The sequence below is a fragment of the Microbispora cellulosiformans genome, assembly GCF_008728085.1.
Lineage (GTDB): Bacteria > Actinomycetota > Actinomycetes > Streptosporangiales > Streptosporangiaceae > Microbispora > Microbispora amethystogenes.
Genome location: NZ_VYTZ01000009.1, coordinates 150,337 through 172,112, shown reverse-complemented (window position 1 = coordinate 172,112; position 21,776 = coordinate 150,337). Strand labels below are relative to the sequence as shown.

10 protein-coding genes are annotated in these 21,776 nt (G+C 69.7%); 6 read left to right on the top strand and 4 right to left on the bottom strand.

The features are described 5' to 3' along the window. Positions 1–55: 55 nt before the first annotated feature. Positions 56–2,641 (bottom strand): ATP-binding protein, encoded by a 2,586-nt coding sequence (locus tag F5972_RS25280; RefSeq protein WP_191910307.1) that lies wholly within the window; start codon positions 2,639–2,641, stop codon positions 56–58. Positions 2,642–2,721: 80 nt separating this feature from the next. Between F5972_RS25280 and F5972_RS25275 the strand changes: the two genes are divergently transcribed. From F5972_RS25275 to F5972_RS25265, 3 genes are all read left to right on the top strand, one after another. Next, a complete protein-coding gene (locus tag F5972_RS25275) occupies positions 2,722–3,777 on the top strand; it encodes a trypsin-like peptidase domain-containing protein (RefSeq protein WP_150936539.1) in 1,056 nt (351 codons plus the stop codon). Between the two features lie 85 nt (positions 3,778–3,862). Continuing rightward, positions 3,863–4,489 carry a M12 family metallopeptidase gene (locus F5972_RS25270; RefSeq protein ID WP_191910306.1) on the top strand — a complete coding sequence of 209 codons (627 nt, stop codon included), beginning with the start codon at positions 3,863–3,865 and terminating at the stop codon, positions 4,487–4,489. Continuing rightward, a complete protein-coding gene (locus F5972_RS25265) occupies positions 4,486–7,185 on the top strand; it encodes an effector-associated domain EAD1-containing protein (RefSeq protein ID WP_150936535.1) in 2,700 nt (899 codons plus the stop codon). Before F5972_RS25270 ends, F5972_RS25265 begins: the two co-directional genes overlap by 4 nt. Here F5972_RS25265 and F5972_RS25260 read toward each other — a convergent pair. From F5972_RS25260 to F5972_RS25250, 3 genes are all read right to left on the bottom strand, one after another. Beyond that, a complete protein-coding gene (locus tag F5972_RS25260; RefSeq protein ID WP_150936532.1) occupies positions 7,151–9,724 on the bottom strand; it encodes a tetratricopeptide repeat protein in 2,574 nt (857 codons plus the stop codon). The genes F5972_RS25265 and F5972_RS25260 overlap by 35 nt on opposite strands. Continuing rightward, on the bottom strand, positions 9,721–10,755 hold the full coding sequence (locus F5972_RS25255) for a hypothetical protein (RefSeq protein WP_150936530.1): 1,035 nt from the start codon (positions 10,753–10,755) through the stop codon (positions 9,721–9,723). The genes F5972_RS25260 and F5972_RS25255 overlap by 4 nt, the downstream gene beginning before the upstream one ends. Before the next feature lie 138 nt (positions 10,756–10,893). Next, positions 10,894–11,703 carry an IS5 family transposase gene (locus tag F5972_RS25250; protein ID WP_150936528.1) on the bottom strand — a complete coding sequence of 270 codons (810 nt, stop codon included), beginning with the start codon at positions 11,701–11,703 and terminating at the stop codon, positions 10,894–10,896. A 251-nt stretch (positions 11,704–11,954) separates the two neighbouring features. On the opposite strand from F5972_RS25250, the gene F5972_RS25245 reads away from it, so the two are divergent. From F5972_RS25245 to F5972_RS25235, 3 genes are all read left to right on the top strand, one after another. Further along, positions 11,955–12,389 carry a DUF6294 family protein gene (locus F5972_RS25245; protein WP_150936526.1) on the top strand — a complete coding sequence of 145 codons (435 nt, stop codon included), beginning with the start codon at positions 11,955–11,957 and terminating at the stop codon, positions 12,387–12,389. Positions 12,390–12,917: 528 nt separating this feature from the next. Then, a complete protein-coding gene (locus F5972_RS25240) occupies positions 12,918–20,729 on the top strand; it encodes a type I polyketide synthase (RefSeq protein ID WP_150936524.1) in 7,812 nt (2,603 codons plus the stop codon). A gap of 24 nt (positions 20,730–20,753) precedes the next feature. Further along, a complete protein-coding gene (locus F5972_RS25235; RefSeq protein WP_150936521.1) occupies positions 20,754–21,773 on the top strand; it encodes a 3-oxoacyl-ACP synthase III family protein in 1,020 nt (339 codons plus the stop codon). Positions 21,774–21,776: the final 3 nt, after the last annotated feature.

Sequence of the window (21,776 nt, the reverse complement as noted above, 5' to 3'; positions counted from 1 at the left end):
CGTCTTCGCGCGGAACGGTAGGTCCCCGCGACGATCCGCGACTGGGGAGAACTCCCTAATTTGCCGGCTTCCCGGTCAGGTCCAGCCGACGCGCCGCCGCGGCCGCCTGACCCCGGGTGGCCACGCCGAGCTTGCCCAGCAACGCGGAGACGTGGTGATCGACGGTCTTGACCGACAACGACAGACGGGCGGCTATCTCGGCGTTGGACAGCCCTTCGGCCACCAGCGCGAGCACCTCCGCCTGGCGCGGCGTGAGGCCGGCGGGGTTGGCGGCCGTCGCCGGGCGAGGGCCGCGCGGCACGCGGGTGAGACCTCGCCTTCTCAGCTCGGCCCGCACGCCGCCCGCCGCCCGCGTGGCCCCCAGCTCGTCGAGGACCCGCAGGGCCTCGGCCGCGGCGCCCGCGTCACCGCCCGCCAGCGCCTCGACGCGCGCGTACGCGGCCCCGCGCCGGGCCCATTCCGCCGCCGCGCCCGCCCAGTCTCCGTCGATCATCATCCGGTACGGCCCGGCTTCCGCACGGGGGAGTGCGGTCTCCCCGGCCCGCCACAGCCGGTAGGTCAGCTCCCCGGCGTACACCGGGTGGCGGGCCCGGACGGCCAGGCCGAGGCCGTGCCGGGCCTCCTCGGCGGCCCGCCTTGGGTCGCCGTACAGCAGGAAGCACTCCGAGCGGGCGGCCGCCACCGGGCAGACCCGCTGCACCTCACCGGTGCGCTCGGCCTGGCGGGCGGCCTCGTCGAGCGTGGCCCGCGCCTCGCGGTCGCCCCGGGCCGCCTGGATCCGGCCCCGCGCCACCAGCGCGGGGACCACGGCGACCCCGTCCCTGACCGGCCGGTCCAGCGCGGCGTCCGCGTCGGCCAGAGCGCCGGCCCAGTCGCAACGCGCCAGCCGCACCCCCGCCCGCACGCCGAGCAGATACTGCAGGTAGCCGTCGAGGTCCTGCTGGGTGGCGTACGCCAGCGCGCGCTCGACCGCCGGTGCGGCGGCCTCGTACTCGGCGACCTGCACCAGCGTGGTCGCCAGGTTGACGAGCGCCCGGGCGGCGTGGTCGGCCAGCCCGAGGGCCGAGGCGCGCTCGTGCACCTCAAGCAGCGCCGCGGCCGCGCTGGCGTCACCGCCCGCGAGCCGGGCGGTGCTCACGTTGATCTCGGCGTGGACGGAGGTCTCCACATCGCCCAGCCGGACGGCCAGGGTTCGCGCCCGCTCCCCCCACGAGACCGCCGCCTCCCGCTCGCCCGCGAGCATGTGCAACTGGGACCGGTTGCTGTAGGCCATGGCCAGCGGCCGGCCCGGCGGCTCGGTCTCCAGAACGGTAATCGACCGCTCGGCCGCCTCCCAGGCCTGCCGCGCGTCCCCCGCCCACCAGGCGAGCCGGGAGATCCAGCGCAGGTCCTCCCCGGCCGGTCCGGGCTGGCGCAGTTCCTCGCGTACGGCCAGCGCCGCCCGCCGGGCCCGCAACCCCTCCTCGGCCAGCCCGGCCAGGTACGCCTGGAACGCGTAGGCCTCCAGCAGCTCGGCCCGCCGCGGGGCCGGCAGCCGGTCGGCGTACCCGGCGGCCGCCCGATAGTGCGCCGTCGCCTCCCGATGGGCGCCCTGCCGGGCGGCGTCGGCCCCCGCGACCTGTCCGTACCGCAGGACGGCGGCCTCGTCGCCCGCTCGCGTCGCGTGGTGGACCAGACGGCCCGGGTCGACTCCGGTGATTCCGGCCAGCGTGCCCAGCACCCGCCGGTGCAGCGCGGCGCGGCGTGCGGGCGACAGCGACTCCTCCACCGCGCCGCGCAGCAGCTCGTGGCGGTACGACACACCGTCGCCGGACGGCACGAGCACCCCCGCGTCGACGCACAGGTCGACCAGGTCCGGCGCTCCCGCCACAACGGCGGCGTCGGCGCGGGTCGGGATCACCGACACCAGGTGGGCCAGCTCCCGGGCGGGCCGCGGCAGCAACCGCAGCCGGTCGAGGACGAGGTCCCGTACGGTGGCCGGCGCCGCCCGCCCCTCCGCCTTCAGCAGTTCGGTCACCAGCAGTGGGTTGCCGCCGGACAACCGGTGGACCGGCTCCGGATCCCGCCCGGTCAGGCGGGCCCGCTCCGCCACGCACTCGCGCGACAGGGGCGGCAGCGACACGCGTCGCGTGATCGCGCTGGGCAGGGTCGCGAGGGCGCCGCGCAGCGGGTGCTCGGCGCCCACCTCGTCGTCGCGATAGGTCACCACGAACAGGACCGGCGTCCGGCCGATCCGCCGGGCCGTCCAGGTCAGCCAGTCGAGCGTGGCCTCGTCGGCCCAGTGGGCGTCCTCCACGACGACGACCGGGCGCGGGCGCTGCGCGGGGCCGGAGATCTCGTCCAGGAACGCCGTGAAGAGCTCCTCCCGGGTGACGCCGGCGCTCAGCCGTTCGGCCAGCGCGCCTCCGGTCTGGCGGCCGATGTCGTGCAGGGGGCCGAGCGCCCGCGGGGTGATCAGCCGGTCGCAGCCACCCCAGAGCACCCACGCCGCCGGTCCGCATCGCCGGGCGAACTCGGTCACGAGCACGGACTTGCCGATCCCGGCCTCACCGGCAACCACCGCCACGCGGCCGCCGTGGGCGGTCTCGCGCAGCAGACCACCGAGAAGCTCCAGTTGCCCGGAGCGCTCCCACAGCTCCATGCACACGATAGTAAAGTCAGAAATACCCTGGAGCGTGGTTGTTCGGGTCGTTCTAATATAGGCGTTTGGAAGGGGAAAATATGGCCTTTCTGGATGAGACGCCTCAGAGGTGGGACCGGCCCGAGTTTCCGGCGTTGCGGGATCTGCTGGTGCAGGCTTATCCGCGGCGCCAGGACGCATATGACCTGGCCGCAGAGGCTGGCCTGCTGGTGGGAACGTTCCCCGAGCACGACAGCATGCGCACGACGTGGACGGCACTCATCAGGGTCCTTGGGGATCAGGCGCGGTTAAGGGCACTGGTGGAGAAGGCGGCGGCGGATCCCCATGTAGCGTCCTACAGATCGCGGCTCACGGAAATGCTCAGTGCCGAGCCCTCTGTACCGGTGCCGTACGAACGGTCCACAGACGGGAGCTGGTGGCGAGGGAGCGACGAGTCACCGAAGGCCGCAGAGCGGCTGCGGTTGGAGCGGCTGATGTCACCACGCAGTCGGCTGGTTGGGATCGAGCTCGCGGAACAGGTGATCGCGATGGCGCGGAGCGTGGCGAAGCTGTCGCTGAGGTTCGGCGGGGAAACGGCATTCGGCACAGGCTTCCTGATCGCAGATGACCGCTTGCTCACCAATCACCATAACGTCTATTCGAAGTATGGCGCGGTGACGTCGGTCGTCGCGGAGTTCGACCACGATCTGGGAGAACACGAGGTACGGTTAGTCCGCAGGGGAATTGTTGATTCGATAATCTCGGACCCGGCCGGAGATTGGGCGGTCGTGACCCTGGAGAGTGCGGTGGACCGCCCCCCGTTGAAACTTGGCACGCCATTCGAAGTCAGCATCGACGACCTGGTCGTCATCATCCAGCACCCGCTTGGGGCGTTCAAGAAGTTCGCTCTCGAACCCCTGGCCGTTCGCTACGTCGACAAGGACGTCATTCAATATGTGGCCGACACCCAGCAGGGGTCGTCCGGCTCCCCGGTGTTCAACGAGAAGATGCACGTGATTGCACTGCACCGCGCCGAGGCCCAAGGCGACACCGAGGCGACCTGGCGCAACCAGGGCAGCCGGATAGAACCGATCATGCGATGGCTGTACGAGCGGGGCGTGGCCTTCGAGACCAACTGTCAGGACCATAATGAGTAGCCCTTATCGTTTGTGTATCGACTCCTACCCTCCTGGCGAGGGCTTCCGTTCCGGCCTTTCCTCCGGCGAGCCGAGCCCGGTGAGGATGCCGACGGAGGAACTCGCCTTCGCCGCGGACCGCAAATGGCAGAACGGCCAGGAACTACGAATCAGATTCCTCGACGGTGACACCGAAACACACAAGCGGATCCAGCGCCACGCCGAGACCTGGTTGAAGTACGCGAACCTCCACTTCACCTTCGGCAATTCCCCCCGAGCGGAGATCCGGATCTCATGTTCAGGCGAGGGATACTGGTCGTACGTAGGCCGAGACGCGGAGAAGGTCCACCCGTCTGAACCGACCATGGTCCTCGCGTTTCCTGAGGACGTTGAGGAGCAGGAATTCCGCGGCACCGTACTGCACGAGTTCGGCCACGCCATCGGCTGTGTGCACGAGCAGGCCAGTCCTGCGGCTCGAATCCCCTGGGACGAGGAAAAGGTCTATGCCTACTACCGGAAATGGCATGGATGGGACCGAGCCAAGACCTTTCAGAACGTCCTGCTCCGTTATTCGGCAACCGAGGTTCAGCACACCCGTCATGACCCTCACTCGATCATGCAGTATGCGGTACCGGCAGAACTGACCATCGGTGGTTTCACCGTCGGCTGGAACAACGAACTGTCCGAAGGGGACATCGCCTTCATTTCCCACATGTACCCGGGCCGGGCTTGACCAGCGGGCCATCTCCCTACGACTTCGTCCCCGACTGGAGTGACCGGCGCCTCCACGACCTCAGGGATGCCCTCCTTGAGGCGTACCCCGAACGGAACGAGGTCAGGAATCTCGTCGACATGGTCGCCGGCCTGCCATGGACCGCGCTGATCACCGACGGTATCAACACCAGGGACATCTGGAAGGAGGTCATCGATCAAGCGGCGGATCACGGCTGCTTTAGGGCCCTGCTCGACGTCGTGCTTGCCGACACAGGCAAGTTCGGGCACCGCAGGGCGATCCAGGAGGCCGCCGGCGAACTCTTCAACAGACGGGCACCGATGCCGGTACCACCAGGCGGCGCGACGCCGGCCGAGTGGGATCCGTTCCATCTCGGGGTGAACCGACCGGCGACCGCACCTGGAGTACTCTCGGGGGCGTCGCTGCCCCCGCTGACGCCCTATATCGTGCGCCCCCACGACAGACTGTTGCGTAAAGTCCTTTCGCAGTCGGCGAGCACCATAGTCGTGTTGGTGGGTAGCCCCGCCACGGGCAGGACCAGAACGGCTTTGGAAGCGGTACGGAGCTGTCTTCCTGACTGGTCACTCGTACGCCCCATTGACATCCCAGACCTCATGGAGATGCTCAAGGCAGGGTGGGTTGTCCCGAGAACAGTGCTGTGGCTAGACCGTGTGCCGCTCTTCCTGAATCACAACGAGACGGTGGCAAGGATGCTGAGGCAGCTGCTCGGTGAACCGGTCACGGGGCCGGTGGTCGTGATCGGTACGGCCTCCCTCGTGGAGTACGAGGAGATGACCGAAGGATGTCCCGAGACCTCGCACCATGTGCGAGAGCTGCTAAGAAACGCGAAGCTCGATGTACCTGAGACTGTCTCACTTCCGGACCACGGCGCATGGCGCGATCCGACCCACGGCGATCCCCGGCTGATCCTCGCTGAGAAAGCTGCGGGCTCCTCCGGCAAGATTGTTCAGGCACTGACGGGCGGCGCGGCGCTTCTGCAACGGTACGACTCGCCGATGAGTCCGCAAGGGACTTACGCACACACGATCGCCAGGGCCGCGATGGACCTCGAAAGGCTAGGGATCCATCACCTGATTCCTCACGATCTGCTCGCCGCCGTCGCCGAACGGCACGCGAAGGACGCTTCGTACCCAGATGGGTGGTTCGAAGACGGCCTCGCCGAGGCGCTACGGCCCGTGCACGGCGTCAGCTCACTCGAGCGTTCGCCGACACCGGGCAAAGGTTACATCCTGCACAACGCCCTGACCCAGCATGGCCGGTCGAGACTACGGGGCACGGTCGTCCTCCCAGGAGTATGGGAGATCCTGCTCAACCACGCCGTCCCTGCAGAGGATGCCTTCCGGGTAGCACGGGAAGCACACCGGCGAGGTCTCTACCGATATGCGGTGCGGCTGGCCGTCCCCCTCTCAGACGCAGGGCACGAAGCGGCCTCAATCGCCCTCTCCCGCTGGCTCACCCGGGCTGGCTTGGTCGAGGAGGCGGGTGTCCGGCTCGCAGCCTGTGCCGGTACGGGCAGCGCCGAGGCGCTTCGGAGATATGCGGAGTGGTTGGATCGCCAAGACCGCGAAGACGAGGCCGATGCTGTCTGGAAACGAGCGGTGGCGGCGGGCGACGGCATCGCCCGGACGCGGCTCGCGGCCCGTTTGGAGCGTACGCGCGACCTCGGCAGCTTGCGTGCCCTGTGGCTGGAAGGCGCCATGAACGGCGATCCGGAGGCTGCGCTCCGACTCGTCGAACTGCTCGACCAAGCCGGGGACATCGAGAAGTGGCTGAGGGTTGCTGCGAGGCGGGGAGACCCGGCAGCGCTGGGCCATCTCGTCGTGTTCCTTGATGCGGCCGCCCGCCACGCCGAGGCGGACACGCTGTTGCGCGACTCGGCACACCCCGAGGCCCACGCGCAACTCGTCGACCGCCTAGTGAAGGCCGGACGCATCCGCGAAGCGTTCGAGCTGACGCGCGGCACCGGCGTCATGCGGACGCCGCTGGCGGACGCGTTGAAGGCGGAGGGCATGGTAGAGGAGCTTGAAGAGTACTTGACGTCGTGCGCCGCTTTGGGGAACACGGTGGCGCTACTCCGCTTGGTCGCACTACTCGACGCCGCTGGGCGCGCCGATCAGGCGACGGAATGGCTCCAACGAGCGGTGGCGTTCGGCGACGGGCGGGCGCTGACCAGGCTGGTCGACCGGCTGGACCGGACGACATCGAGAGAGGAAACCGACGACCTCCTTCGCGATCTCGCAGAGGCAGGTGATGTGGCGGCAATGAAGCGCCTACAATTCCGGTCGTCCGGGCCGGAGGTCGTCGAGCACTGGCTCGGTGCCGCCGCTGTCGCAGGCGACGCGGCCTCGCTGCGCGAGCTGGTGCAGCGGCTCATTGAGAGGCGCCGGAAAGCCGATGCGCGGACCTGGTTGGAACGCTGCGTGAAGGCGGGCAACGCTGAGGCGTTGCGGCGGCTGGTGGACCTTGCGGAGAGTCCCTCCGATGCCGAACGGTGGCTCCGCCATGCCGTCGAGACAGGGATGCCTGGTGCCATCGACAACCTTGCGAGGCTGCTGAGGAAATCCGGCCGCACCGAAGAGGCCGACCAACTCCACCGTTACGGGATCGAGCCAGGCGGAGTCACCTCGCGGCCCTGGATGGTCACTGGGGCGTATACAGATGCCGAACCGCGCTGATCAACTCGTCCTCCAAGGAGTCGAAGAAGTCCGCCCGGATCTGTAGTTCACCGGCCACCTGCGAATACGAGCCCTCCTGGTTCTCCGGGTCCACGCCCAGAGCGTGACGCATGAGGTCGAGCGACCAAGAGGCCAGGGTGTTTCGGCGGGTAGAGCTTCTGGCGGGTGATTCGACGCGGTGAGCGACTGATTCCTGGAGCTTCTTTGCCGCCTCGTCGCGAAATCTCTCGAGGTCCGCGCCGTCGAACATCATCGTCCCGACGCGGAGGCGTTGCAGCGTGGGGACATAGCGGAACTCCTTGGCGGCCCGACTGGCCGCCTCCCACGGCCGTACCACCGAGTCGACCGCCGAATCGGAGAACCTCGTAGTCTCCTGAGCCGACAGCTTCGCCAACGCCACCCGTCCCTTCATCGCGAGGAACTCCGGACGCGTCGCAAGATAGGGCGGTAATACCGCGAGCAGCGCATCCGCCTCCTCCTGACGTTTCAAGACGAGCAGCACCTCGAGTTTCGCGTAGAGCGCATCGCTGTCGGTGCCGAACTGTGCCAGCACCTCGTCGATGTCGACCAGGACCCGTTCCAATTCCTGGCGGCGTTCCTCGCCCTTGAGCGTGATCGCCCGTCTGATCACGGCGCGCAGGGAAGGGCTGTTCGGTGCCTCCGGCGCGGTGGTCACGGTAGGGCGGGCAACCAGTGCCTCCTCTGAGACGGTGGAAGGCCGGCCCAAGAGCAAGGTGTCGCTGTCGCCCACGTCACGAACATCCGCTGCCTCCTCGGTTCGCCCCTGAACCTTGAGAACGTCGGCCAGACCGCTCCGGACAACGGGGTCGCCGGGAAACAAGCCAAGCGCCTCCCGGTACACGGCTTCTGCCTCGTCGTACCGACCGGCCAGCTTCAGAACATCAGCCAGACCATTCCGAACGACAGGCTCACGGGGAAACAAGCCAAGCGCCTCCCGGTACACGGCTTCTGCCTCGTCGTACCGACCGGCCAGCTTCAGAACATCAGCCAAGCCGCACCAGACGAAAGAATTTTTAGGAAACAACGTAAGCGCCTCCCGGTACAGGGCCTCCGCCTCCTCGTACCGACCGACCAGCTTCAGAACATCAGCCAAGCCGCACCAGCCAAAGGCATTCTTGGGAAACAACCTGAACGCCTCCCGGTACACGGCCTCCGCCTCCTCGTACCGACCGGCCAGCTTCAGAACATCAGCCAAGCCATTCCGGACGACAGGGTTGTCGGGGAACCGGTCAAGCGCCTCCCGGTACACGGCCTCCGCCTCCTCGTACCGACCGGCCAGCTTCAGAACATCAGCCAGACCGTTCCGCACGACGGGGTCGTCGGGGAACCGGTCAAGCGCCTCGAACCCAAGCGAGACGGCCGCGTCGAAATTCCCCCCGAGAGCCCAGCCTCTGGTCGCGGTCGCCCACGTGTAAGCGTTCCACGGCTCAAGGTTCCGCGCCTCCTCTGCCCACGTGATTGCGAGCGGGACGTGTTCGCGGTAAGGGGCGAGCAGCTTGGCGAACCGGCATAGGGAACGGACCAGGCCATACGTCACCCCCGACGCCTCGTTGTAGGCGCGCTGCTCCTCGAGGAGTTCGTACGCCGCTATCAGACCGCGCTTGGCGTCGGCCGAGAGCATGCTCACGATCTCGTCGGCCCGCTGCCTCCAATCCTTGGCGGGCCGCATGCCGGACCACCGATGACGCTTACGGGCGGCGGCTGAGGGCTGTGTACCCAGGATGGCGGTCACCCAGGCCATCGGCTGCTTCGGCAGGTCTTCCAGACTGCCCCAGATCTCACGGGGCCAGGCCGCGGACGAGCTCGCTCGAACCAGAGCCTGGCACTCGATCAGCGCCAGCGAACGTGCCGTCGACGGATGGATGATGCGCTGCTCGACGTAGTCGTTCAGGGCCAGCAGGAATTGCCGTAGCCCGGCCAGCGCAAGAACGGGGAAACCTACGTCTGACCGGTCCGGCGCGCGCCGCAGGCCGATCAGCCCCCACCTGCCGTGGAACGGTGGCGTTCCTGGAACCAGATTGCAGAGTCGAAACCAGTGCCGCACCAGGGCGTCGTCCGGCTGCACCCGGGACAGGGCCAGCCAGTACCACCCGATGGGGTCGCTGGCGCGGTTCCTGGTCATCGTCCCGATCCGCCGCGGTGCGTCGTGGAAGTGCTCCCTCAAGACACCGATCGTCGAGTGCGGGACCGATTTCAGATTCGCGGCCGAACGCAGCGCGAACTGCCAGGTGAAGTCGGCTGTCGCTGGCACGCGGTCCGTTTTCCGCCATCGCTCGGCAAACCAGACCGACATCTCACGATCCAGCGCCTCATGGAATTGTTGGGAGATGGAGGATGCCCAGTCCGTCAGCAGGACGTCGGGCTCCACCGTGTTGAGATGGCCGTGGTAGAAGGTCATCTCAAAAAGTGCGGTCAAGGCGTTCTGCGGCTCTCGAGTGAAGAAGGTCAACCACCGGGGGACGCCTTCGCTGAACGCCTCCTCGATGCCGTTTATCGCAGTGTCTTCGATCCCACTCACCGAAAGAGATCCTCATCCGTGCGGCCGAACCGATCTTGAAAACTCTCATCGCAGAACTCCGCCAGCTTCAGAAGGTGCAAGGTCCTCGCGCTCGCGATGTCCGGGTCCACTCCTCTGCGGACGGTGCCGGCGGCCCACACTTCCTCAACCCGCAGATTTATCGCAGGATGTACGACCTCACGGACCAGCCCATTGAACCCACGGAGATCGACTGGATGCCCGACATCCCGCTTTGGTGGTGATGTACAGAACGCCTCTGAGAGCACCTCATCAAAAATGGTGGGCCGCAGGACAAGCCGCCGCCCCGTCAGCCCTTTGGGGACACGCTTTATCGAGTACCGGAAGACACATATGTCTATCCCGAGGCCGGGACGGCGCCTCATGGGGTCAAGCTCGATCATGCCGAGCCTGTCACGGAGCTTATCGGGCCACCCGTCCTCGAGCCGGGATAGGACGGACTCGAGATCCTCCCAGAGGAAAGCGCGCATCGGCCGATTGTGCAAGCCCTGCTGCCAACCTTGCAGCAGATATCTCAGCTCTTTCTCGGCCCGGATGTCGGGAGATCCATCGCGCCGTCCCTCGGCCACGCGGGAGAGCAGCGACCGCACGCTGTCCACGCCTTCACCGGAATCCTCGCCGATCCGCCCCACCTGCTCCACCCGGCCGAGTTCGACGTTGCCGTCGGCCATCCCCGCATCCGGTTCCAGGACGTCACCTCTGAAGGTCTCCGGACAGTCAGCGGCCTCCTGGTCGAAGGAATTGGCACGGCTCCCCTGGCTGAGGTTTCTGAGAATGTATTCACTGTGGACCGCGTAGAGCTGTTCCAACGCTTCGGCGGGCCGTGTGCCATTGACACGCGTACCCACAACGTTTACATAGCGCTGGGTCCTGGCATCAGGCGGACGTTCCTCCAACAGGAAGTTCCGTGCGACGAACCTCCCCGCCCCCAGATCGGTTTGGGTGCCTAGATCGTCGAGGATCTTCGCGAGCACTGGAGAGCCCACGGAGAGCCAGTCCGGAGAGGAGGTCACCTGCCCAAACTAGCGGCTAGACAATGGCGACGATAGGCAGATGTAGCAAGAACCAGGCGATACGAGAGCTATCGGTCAACTCCTCGCGCCGCATTCATCCGCCTTTCGGCCCTTTCGTCAGTAGGTGTTTGAGAAGGGCTACTTCGCTGGGTGATCGAGGGTGATGCGCTGCTGACGAGTTGCAGTGCTTCCCCGGGCGAGGCGGCGGGCCATGCCGCTGATCGCGGCCCATCGGACCATGGCTTCGGCCGTGGCCGGCTGGCGCTCGTAGTCGCGGGCCAGGCGGCGGTGGCTGGTCAGCCAGGCCAGCGACCGTTCGACGACCCACCGCCGCTCGATCACCGCGAACCCGATCTGCCCAGGGGCCTTGCGGACGATGTGCAGCACGGTCCGCAGCACACGCTGGGTCCAGTCCACCAGCATCCCGGCGAAGCCGGCATCGGCGAACACGTATCGGACCGGCGTGACCAGGTACATGCTGAGCAGAGTGGTCTTGGCTCCGTCGCGGTCCTGAACAGAGGCGGCCATCACGCACACGACCAGCAACAAGCCGAGGGTGTCGGTGACAATGAACCGCTTACGCCCGTTGACCTTCTTCCCTGCGTCGTAGCCGCGGGACCCGCGGCCGACGGTGTCGGCGCCCTTGACGCTCTGAGAGTCGATGATGCCCGCCGTTGGTTCCTCAGCTCGCCCCTGCCCCGCCCGGACCCGGCGCCGCAGCGCGGTGAGCATCTGCTCGGTGACCTTGGCTTCTTCCCAGCGGACGAAGTACCAGTACACGGTCTGCCAGGGCGGGAAGTCGAACGGCAACTGCCGCCAGGCACAGCCCGTCCGCACCACGTACAAGATGGCGCCCACGATGTCCCGGCGCGGATGCTTCTCCGGCCTCCCTCCCGTGTTCGGCGCGGGTAACAACGGCTCGACCAGCGCCCATTGGGCGTCGGTCAGATCGGAGGGGTAGCGACGCTCGCGGGGCGCACAGTCATGATCGCGATCCGACGGTGGTCACAGCGGCGAGATGCGCAGACCGTTATCGACCCTTCTCAAACACGCTCTCAAAGACGCTCTGAAGGAACGTGCCAAAGCGCAGATCAAGCGATTTGCAACCCAGTTGCCGTATCAGTGATGTGCAAGGCCACCATGCTCCACCTGTTCGACGACCGTCAGCTATCAACAGCTGCCAACGAGAGGAAAGCGCCGTGAAAAGCATTCGAAAGATAGCAGGTGTAGTCGCGAGCATCGGTGCCCTTACCCTCGCCCTGGCGCTCCCCACCACCGGGACAGCCAACGCGTCCACCCCCGATCAGGTGACGTTCACCTGGAGGGGTTACCTCACCGCGGGCTCATGCACGATCGAACCCGGCGCCGAATGGACTCTGTACTCGGACGGCACGGCGCGCCTGGACGCCACGGTCTTCAGTCTTGACGACAACGACGCCTGGCTGATGTGGGCGCATCTGCTGGACGGGCGCAAGGCCGTGCTCGGCGACATACGGGTGTACCGAAGCAGCAGCACCAAGTTCGTCAAGAACCTGCCCAGCCATGCGCGTACCTACCGATGGATCGCCTGGGGCCAATTCGACCCCTCCCTGTTCGACCTCGTCAAGCACATGTCACTGAGTAAGCACTGCTGAGGCCGGAGCGGATGCCATGATCCTTCCGCCCCCCCCGGAGGATCACACCCAGGCGGCAGGGCTGGATCGTGCTTGCCCGCGGCGCTCACACAAAGGCCCCGGCCTGCGGATGGGACGCAAGAGTCAGCCACCGACCCCCGGCGACACAGGCTCGACCCGTGGCACCCATCCATGATCAACCCGCTCTCAGCGACGAGCGGAGTCGAACCCGCTGTCGTGCGGCAGGAAGCAGGTCATACACCTCGGCAACACGTGCCACCTGTCATGACCATGTCCTGCTGCTGATTGTCCCGGCCTCAACGGCGGGCGGGTACAGGCCCGCAAGGGTTTTGGCCATTCCTCGCACAACATCATTCTTCGGGACAAACACGGAGTGTGCCTAGGCACATACCAGCAGTTGTGATGACATGGTGACCGATCCGCCTGGCGTGTGTCAGGTGTGCGCGTCAGACACGGTGAACCCTGGCCGAGACAGCGAGCCGACCGGCGAAGTGCCGAGTCGTGGTGGACCTGAGCAGGAAGGGCGACATGAGCGCGGACGACCCGACAGCGGAACAGGCCTGGCCGGAGCACGCGGCGGCGGTGGTGGGCGTGGGATGCCGCCTGCCCGGTGGGATCGTGGACCTGGACGGGCTGTGGCAGGCGTTGCGGCAGGGCGCCGATCTGGTCGGCCGGATCCCGCCGAGCAGGTTCGAGGCCGATCGGTTCGTCGACGACACCACGCCGAGGCCGAACCGGAGCTACACCCGGGCCGGGGGCTTCCTCGACGAGGACGTCACCGCCTTCGACGCCGCCTATTTCGGCATCTCCCCCAAAGAGGCCGCCTCGATGGACCCGCAGCAGCGGTTGCTCCTGGAGATGGCGGTCGAGGCCCTGGACGACGCGGGCATCGACCCGGCGGTGCTCGCGGGCACGGACACCGGCGTGTTCGTCGGCATCTCGGATCCCGCCTACGGCACGATGCAGGCACTGGAGCCGGGCGGCCTGGGCCCGTACTCGATGTCGGGGGGAACCCTGTCCATCGCGGCCAATCGGCTGTCGCACTTCTTCGACCTGCGCGGGCCGAGCATGAGCATCGACACCGCTTGCTCCTCGTCGCTGACGGCCGTGGAACGGGCCTGGCGGTCCCTCGCGGAGGGATCGAGCCGGGTGGCGCTGGCCGGCGGGGTCAACCTGCTGCTCGGCCCGGGCCCCTTCATCGGCTTCAGCCAGGCGTCGATGCTGTCGCCGACCGGCCGGTGCCGGGCGTTCTCCGCCGACGCCGACGGGTTCGTCCGCGCGGAGGGCGGCGGTGTGGTGGTGCTCAAGCGCCTGGCCGACGCGATGGCCGACGGGGACCGCATCCATGGCGTCGTCGTCGGAGCCGCCACCAACAACGACGGCCGCACCAGGGGGCTGGCCTTGCCGAACGCCGACGCGCAGGAGGCCCTGTTACGGCAGGTGTACGCCACGGCGGGCGTCGGCCCCGACGAGATCGCGTACGTGGAGGCGCACGGCACCGGCACCCAGGCCGGCGATCCGGCCGAGTGCCGGGCGCTGGGGCGGGCGCTGGGCGCCCGGCGCACGCGCGGAGCCCTGCCCATCGGCTCGGTAAAGTCGAACCTCGGGCACCTGGAGCCCGCCTCCGGCATGCCGGGGCTCTTCAAGGCCCTGCTGGTGCTCCGGCACCGGATGATCCCGCCCTCGCTCCACGCCGCCACGCTCAACCCCCGGATCGACTTCGACGCCCTCGGCCTGAGCGTCACCACCGAGCCGCGGCCGCTGGACGGAGCAGGCGAGCGGCCCGTGGTCGGAGTCAACTCCTTCGGGTTCGGGGGCGCCAACGCCCACGTGGCGCTGGCCGCCCCACCCGCCCCCCTCGAAGCACCGGTCGCACCCCGCGAAGCACCGGCACCCCCCACAGGTGCGCTGCCCGTCGTCGTGTCCGCGCGCAGCCGGCCGGCGCTGCGGGAGGCCGTGGAACGGACCGCCGCGCACCTCGCGTCACTCGACGACGGGGACTTCTACCACGCGGCCTACACCGCGACCCGGCGGCGCGGCGGCCACCGGCATCGCGCCGTGGTGCTGGCCGGCACCGCCGGGGCGGCGGCGCGGGCGCTGGCGCGCCTGGTGGACGCCCCGGAGCCGGCCACCCCCACCGGTGAATCCGGTGCATCCAGTGGGCCGGCGGCGGGCGGGCGGCTCGGAGCCGGGGACGCGGCGGTGGCGGAGTCGGAGGCGGTGGAGCACGGGCGGGTGGCGTTCGTGTTCTCCGGCAACGGTTCGCAGTGGGCCGGGATGGGCGCCGACCTGCTCTCCGACGACGACTTCCGATCGGCCGTGGAAGCGGTCGACGCCGAACTGTGCGATCGGCTCGGCTGGTCGGTGATCGAGGAGCTGTCCCTGCCCGCCGAACGGTCACGCCTCTCGGCCACCGAAGTGGCGCAGCCGTTGCTGTTCGCCGTACAGGCCGGTCTGGTGGAGATGCTCAGGGCGGCAGGCGTACGGCCGGGAGCGGTGCTCGGCCACAGCGTGGGCGAGGTCGCCGCCGCCCACACCGCCGGCGCCCTGTCACTCGCCCAGGCGGCTCAGGTGATCTCCGAGCGCGGCGTGGCACAGTCGATCACCAGAGGCCGGGGCCGGATGGCCGCGCTCGGGCTGCCGGAGACCGCGGCCAGGCAGATCCTGGCCGGCTACCCGGACCTGGAGCTCGCGGCGGTCAACTCCGACCGCGACGTCACGATCGCCGGACCGGACGGATCGCTCAAGTCCCTGGGCGAGGACCTCTCCTCACGCAGGATCTTCTTCCGCGAGCTGGACCTGGACTACGCCTTCCACAGCGGCGCCATGGATCCGGCGCGGCAGCCCCTGGCCGACGGACTCGCCGGGCTGCGGCCCGGCCCGGTGCGGGTCCCCCTGATGTCCACGGTGACGGGCGACCTGGTCCGGGGCGAGGAACTGGACGCGACGTACTGGTGGCGGAACGTCCGGGAGCCGGTCCGGTTCGCCGCGGCGGTCGAGCGGGCGCTCGGCGACGGCTTCGACGTGCTGCTGGAGATCGGCCCGCATCCCGTGCTCCGCTCGTACCTGCGCCGGATCAGCGGCGCCGCGCGGGTGCGCGCGGCCGTCGTGGCCACCCTGCGCCGGGATGAGCCCGGTCCGGCGCGCGTCCGCCGCGCGGTCACCGAACTCGTCGCGGCCGGTGCGCGGCTCGACTGGGATCGGTACTTCCCCCGCCCCGGCGCGGTGCGATCGCTGCCCGCCTATCCCTGGCAGCGCGAACGGCACTGGATCGGCGGGCCGCACACCTGGGTGCGGACCGACGTCGACACGACGATCCAGCATCCGCTGCTCGGACAGCGGCTTCCGGTGCTGGACCCCACGTGGCAGGGGGAGATCGACCGCGTACGGGTGCCCTGGGTGGCCGATCACCGGGCCGGCGGCGCCGCCGTCATGCCGGCCACCGGATATGTGGAGATGGCCGTCGCGGCCGCCCGCCTCGCCCTGCCGGACGCCGCCGAGGCGGTGGAGGTGGACAGGGTCGACATCAGCCGGGCCATGGTGGTGCCGTCGCAGGCCGCCGCCGATCCGGTGTGGGCGCAGACGTCGCTCTGCGCCGAGACCGGAGTGGTCACCGTGGCCAGCGCCGACCGGCAGTCCGCGCAGCCCCGCGAGCACTTCCGGGCCCGGGTACGGCCGCTGCTGCGCCCGGTCCCGCCGCCGCTGGACGTGGCCGCGCTGCGTGCCCGCATCGGCACGCCTGTGGACGTGCCCGGATACTACGCGCGGGCCGCCGAGGGACAGATGGTGTGGGGGCCGGAGTTCCAGGTCCTGACCGAGCTGTGGACGGGCGAGCGGGAGGTGCTGGGCGCCTACTCGTGCCCGGAGCAGGGGCAGGGGCGCTACCAGATGCACCCGGTGGTGCTGGACAGCGCGCTGCAGGCCGGCGTGCTGTGGCTGGTGGAGTCGCTGCGCGCGGGCCGCGGCTACATGCCCGCCGCGATCGGCTCCGTCCGCCTGTGGGGAACGCCCTCGGCGCAAGGGCTGGTCTACGTGCGGGAACGCTCCAGCAGTGCCGAGGAGGTCTGCTGGGACCTCGTGGTCGCCGACGGCGAGGGCAGGATCGCCGCAGAGGTGGAGGGCTGCCGGCTCCGCCGGATGCCCGGTGTCCACGTCACCCCGGTCACCCGGTGGGAGACGGCGCTCCGGGCCGCGCCCCGGGCGGACGCGCCCGCCGAGCCGTGGCCGGCGCCCGGCCCCGGCGAGATCCTGTCCGGCGCGGCCGAGCGGATCGACCGGCTGCGCTCCGCGTGGCACGAGCTGGACTACCCGCGGTACGCGGCACGGCTCGAAGAGGTCTTCGCCCGTACGCTGGCCGGCGCGCTCGGCGAACTGAGTGCCGAGTCGAGCGATGGGGCGAGCGACGGGCGGCCGATAGGCGTCGAGGACCTGATCGAGGCGTGCCCCGAGGCGCACCACCGCCGGATGCTCCACGCGGCCCTGCCCCTGCTGGAACGGCACGGCCTGCTGGAGCGGAACTCCGACCGGGACGCAGCCGGAGGTGCCCACCGCGACCCTCACCATGACCTGAACCGAGACCTGAACCGGAACCTGATCCGAGACCTCCACCGGGACCTTCTCACCCGGGGGGCCGCCTTCGCCGCCCAGAGCGCCCTGACCGTACGGGTCGGGCGGTGCCTGCCCGAACTGCTCGCGGGCCGGCGCACCGGCCTAGAGGTCCTGGGCTCCGGAGGCGGTCAGGAGCTGATCGAGCAGTTCCACGACATCGGGCCGGTCAACCTGTTCACCAACCGGATCGCCCGGGCGCTCGTCGAGCAGATCGTCCGGCGATGGCCGGCCGACCGGCCGCTCCGTGTCCTGGAAGCCGGTGCGGGGACCGGCGGCACCACTGCCATGCTGCTGCCAGTCCTGCCCGCCGACCGCACCCGTTACCTGGTCACCGACGTCGCCGAAGCGGCGTTGACCCGGTTGCGGCAGCGCTTCACCGGCTTCGACTTCGTCGACTACGCCGTCCTCGACCTGGACGCCGACCCGGCCGGGCAGGGAGTGGCCGCGGGCGGATTCGATCTCGTGGTCGCGGCGAACAGCCTGCACCTGGCCCGTGACCTGCCCGCCGCGCTACGCCACCTGTCCGCTCTTCTGGTGCCCGGCGGCCAGTTGCTCGTCGCCGAACCGCATCGGGTGGGGACCCTGCTGCCGTTCCTCGGCGTGCAGGAGGAGTTCTGGGACTTCACCGACCGGCACCTGCGGCCGCGCTCGCCGCTGCTGTCCCGGGAGGAATGGCCGGACGTGCTGGCGGAGGCCGGTTACACCGAGGTCGTCCAGACCGGCGACGACGACGAACGCGCGGCCGGCGACTTCTCGGTGATGCTCGCCACCGCCGGTGGTGCCGCGACCACTGCCGAGGGCACTGCGGCCGCCACGCCGCGCGTTCCGGCCGTCGACGAGTGTGCTCCGGTCACCGTGGAGGGTGGTGCGGACACCGCGCACTACATACCTGCCGCCTCCGAGGCTGCTCCGGCCGCTCTGCGCGCCGTACCGGACGCGGCCGGGACGTGGATCCTGGCCGGTGAGGACGGCACCGGCGCCCTGACGGCCGAGCTGGGGGCGCTGCTGGGGAGCCGTGGCGGCGACGTGCTGCACTCGCCGCTCAGCGACGACCCCGACCACTGGGCCGATCACTTCCCGCCCACCGCCGAGACCGTCACCATCGCGGTCATCCTGGGCGGAACCGACGACACCAAGCCGGAGGCGACCATCGGCACAGAGCCGAAGGCGACCATCGGCACAGAGCCGAAGGCGACGGTCGAGCGGGTCACCCGGCGGGCCGCGGCGTTGCGGGCCGTCGCGCTGGCCTGCGAGCAACTGCCCGAGCACGTCGCGGTCACGGTGTGGCTGGTGGCCCGCCCCTGCGGCGCGCTGCCGGAGCCTCACCTCACCGACGTCAAGCTCCACCCTGAGGACGCGGCGACCTGGGGGACGACGCGCTCGCTGGGCAACGAGCAGCCGCGACCGGCGATACGCCGGCTCTGCCTGCACCCCACCGGCGACCCCGCGCGGGACGCCGGCCGCCTGGCGGCGGAACTGCTCGCACCGGACGAGGAGGACGAGATCCTGCTCACCCGCCGGGGACGTTTCGTACCACGGCTGCTGGAGCCGGGCGAGCACGGCCGCGACCTGGCCGTCGGCTCGGGCGGCGCCTATCGGCTCAAGGTGTGCGATCCGGGGCTGTCGTACACGCTGGCCTGGGAGGAGATCCCGATGCCGGAGCCCGAGCCCGACGAGGTCGTGGTCGAGGTGCGGGCGATCGGGCTGAACTACCGCGACGTGATGCAGGCGGTGAACCTGCTGCCCGCCGAGGCCGTCGAAGCGGTGTTCGGCGGCCACGAACTGGGCCTGGAGTGCGCCGGGATCGTCACCACCGTCGGCGCCGCCGTCACCGATGTCCGGCCGGGTGACCGGGTCATGGCGGCCGGGCCCGTCGGGTTCGCCAGCCACGCGAGGGTCAAGGCGTGGGTGGCCGTCCCCGTACCCGAGGGGATGACCTTCACCGAAGCCGCCACCATGCCGATGGCCTTCGCCACCGCGCACCATTCGCTCGGCTACTGCGCACGGGTCAGGGCGGGAGAGACGATCCTGGTCCATGGCGGCGCCGGCGGGGTCGGCCTGGCCGCGCTGCAGTACGCCCGGCACCACGGCGCCCGGGTGATCGCGACCGCCGGCACCGCCGCCAAACGCGACCTGCTGCTCGCGATGGGAGCCGACCACGTCCTCGACTCGCGCAGCCTGCTCTTCGCCGAGCAGGTCAGGGAGCTGACCGGAGGCCGGGGAGTGGACATCGTGCTCAACTCGCTGGCCGGTGAGGCCATCGCCCGGGGCATGGAGTGCCTGCGGCACGGCGGCCGGTTCATCGAGCTCGGCAAACGGGACATCTACCAGAACAGGTCCCTGCTGCTGCGCCCGTTCTCCGACAACCTCGCGTTCCACGGCGTGGACATCGGCACGCTGATGTGGAAGGCGCCCGAACTGATGGCGGACAGCACGTCGCAGGCCGCGCCCCTCTATCGCACCGGGCGGTTCCGGCCGTTGCCGCACACGGTGTTTCCGGCCGCCCGCGTCGCCGACGCCTTCGCCATGATGCGCCATTCCCGGCATATCGGAAAAGTCGTGGTGTCCTTCGACCCACGCGACGAACCGGTCACCGTACGGCCGCAGCGGACGGCGCCGCGCCTGGACCCGGAGGGGACCTACCTGGTCACGGGCGGCCTGGGCGGCTTCGGCGCGGCGACGGCCCGCCGCCTAGCGCAGCGTGGCGCCCGCCACCTGGCCCTGGTCGGCCGCCGGGGCGCCGAGACGCCCGATGCTCCCGCTCTGCTGGCGGAACTGGAGAGATCGGGGGTGGAGGTCCGCGCGTACGCCGCCGACGTGGCCGACCGCGACGCCATGCGGCGTGTCCTGCGCGACCTGGACGGCGGCGGCCGTCCGCTGCGCGGCGTCGTCCACGCGGCCATGCACCTCGACGACGGCCTGCTCGCCGACATCGGCGACGACCGGATCCGGGCCGTCCTGCGTCCCAAGGTCGCCGGCGCGATCGTGCTGGACGAACTGACCCGGGATCTCCGCCTCGACCTGTTCGTCATGTACTCCTCCCTCACCACCGTCGGCAACATCGGCCAGACCTCGTACGTCGCCGCGAACCTGTTCCTGGAGGCGCTGGCCCGGCGGCGGAGACGGGAGGGCCTGCCCGCCCTGACGGCCTGCTTGGGCGCGCTCGCGGAGATCGGGGTGCTTACCCGGGGCAGGCAGGGAGAGGCGCTGGCCAAGGCCGGGATCCCGCCGATGCCGCCCGCACGGGCGCTGGACGCCATGGAGGCCATGCTCGGCGAGCACGCCGACGTCGCCATGGTGGGCCGCTGCGACTGGGGCCGGTTGCGGCAGGTCCTGCCCGGCCTGCGGCGTCCGTGGCTGTCCCTGGTGCTGCCGCCCGGCGCGGAGGAGCAGGGGCCCGACCTGCCGTCGCTGCTGGCGGAGATGAGTTACGAGCAGGGCTACGCGTACGTCACCGAGCAGATCACCCGGTTGCTCTCCACCGTCATGCTCGTCCCGGCCGACCAGATCGCGAGCGACCGGCGGCTGGACGAGTACGGCCTGGACTCCCTGATGGCCACCGAACTGCTGACCTCCATCCGCGGGCGGTTCGGCATCGACATCCCGCCCATGGAGCTGATGCGCGGCGGCGGCACCGTCGCCGACATCGCCTCCAGCATCCTCATGCGCCTCGGGCCGCGCGGCGAACAGCGGCCCGCCGGTGCGGGCCCCCGTACCGGACAGCCGGCCTGAAGCGAACGAGAGGTGAGGACCGCAGTGACCCAGTCGCACACCCGGCTGGCGGGAGTGGCCGCCTATCTGCCGGAGACCACGCTCAGCACGGCCGAGCTGGAAGACCGGCTCGCCGAGCGCAACCCCACCCTGGACCTGCCCCGAGGGTTGATCCACGAGCACAGCGGAGTACGGCGCCGGCACGTCGCCCTCCCCCACGAGAAACCGTCGGACCTGGCGGCGCACGCCGCCCGCCGGGTCCTGGAGGACAACGGCCTGCGGGCCGCCGATCTCGATCTGCTCGTCTACGCGGGAGTGTCGTCCGACGCCGTGGAGCCGGCCACCGGGCACATCGTCGCCGCCAAGATCGGGGCCTGCTGCCCGGTGTTCGACGTACGCAACGCGTGCAACAGCGTGCTGAACGCCATCCAGGTGGCCGACGCGCTGATCTCCGCCGGCCGTCATCGGCGGGTCCTCGTCTGCTGCGGAGAGCTGCCCACCGCCGGCACGCCGTGGACCGTGGCCGATGCCGAGGAGTACGTCACCGTCGCCGCGTCCTACACGGTCTCCGACGCCGGTGCCGCGCTGCTGCTGGAGGCCGGCGCCGAACCGGGGGTGCTCGCCCACCGGTTCTCCGCGTACTCCGCCGGATGGCAGGCGGCGATCTCGGCGGTGGACAACCTCACCACCGACCCGTCGGCGGGCCGGCCCACGATCGGGCCGCTCGTCGTCGACTCCGTCGAGCTGGTGCGCGGCATCGAGAGAATCGACTACGCCGTCTTCCACAAACCCCTCGCCGATCTCGGGCTGACCTGGGACGACTTCGCGGCGATCTGCGTGCACCAGGCGACGCTGCCGACGCTGTGGTGGTTTTGTGACCAGGTGCGCATTCCCCAGGGCAAGGTCGTCGTCACCATCGCCCAGCACGGCAACCTTGTCGCGGCGACGCTGCTCGTGCAACTGGCGCGGGTGGTCGGCTCGGGCCGGGTGCGGCGCGGCGACCTGGTCGCCCTCGTCGGCCTGGCCAGCGGAGCCAGCGCCGGAATCGTCGTCGTACGGTGGTGAGCC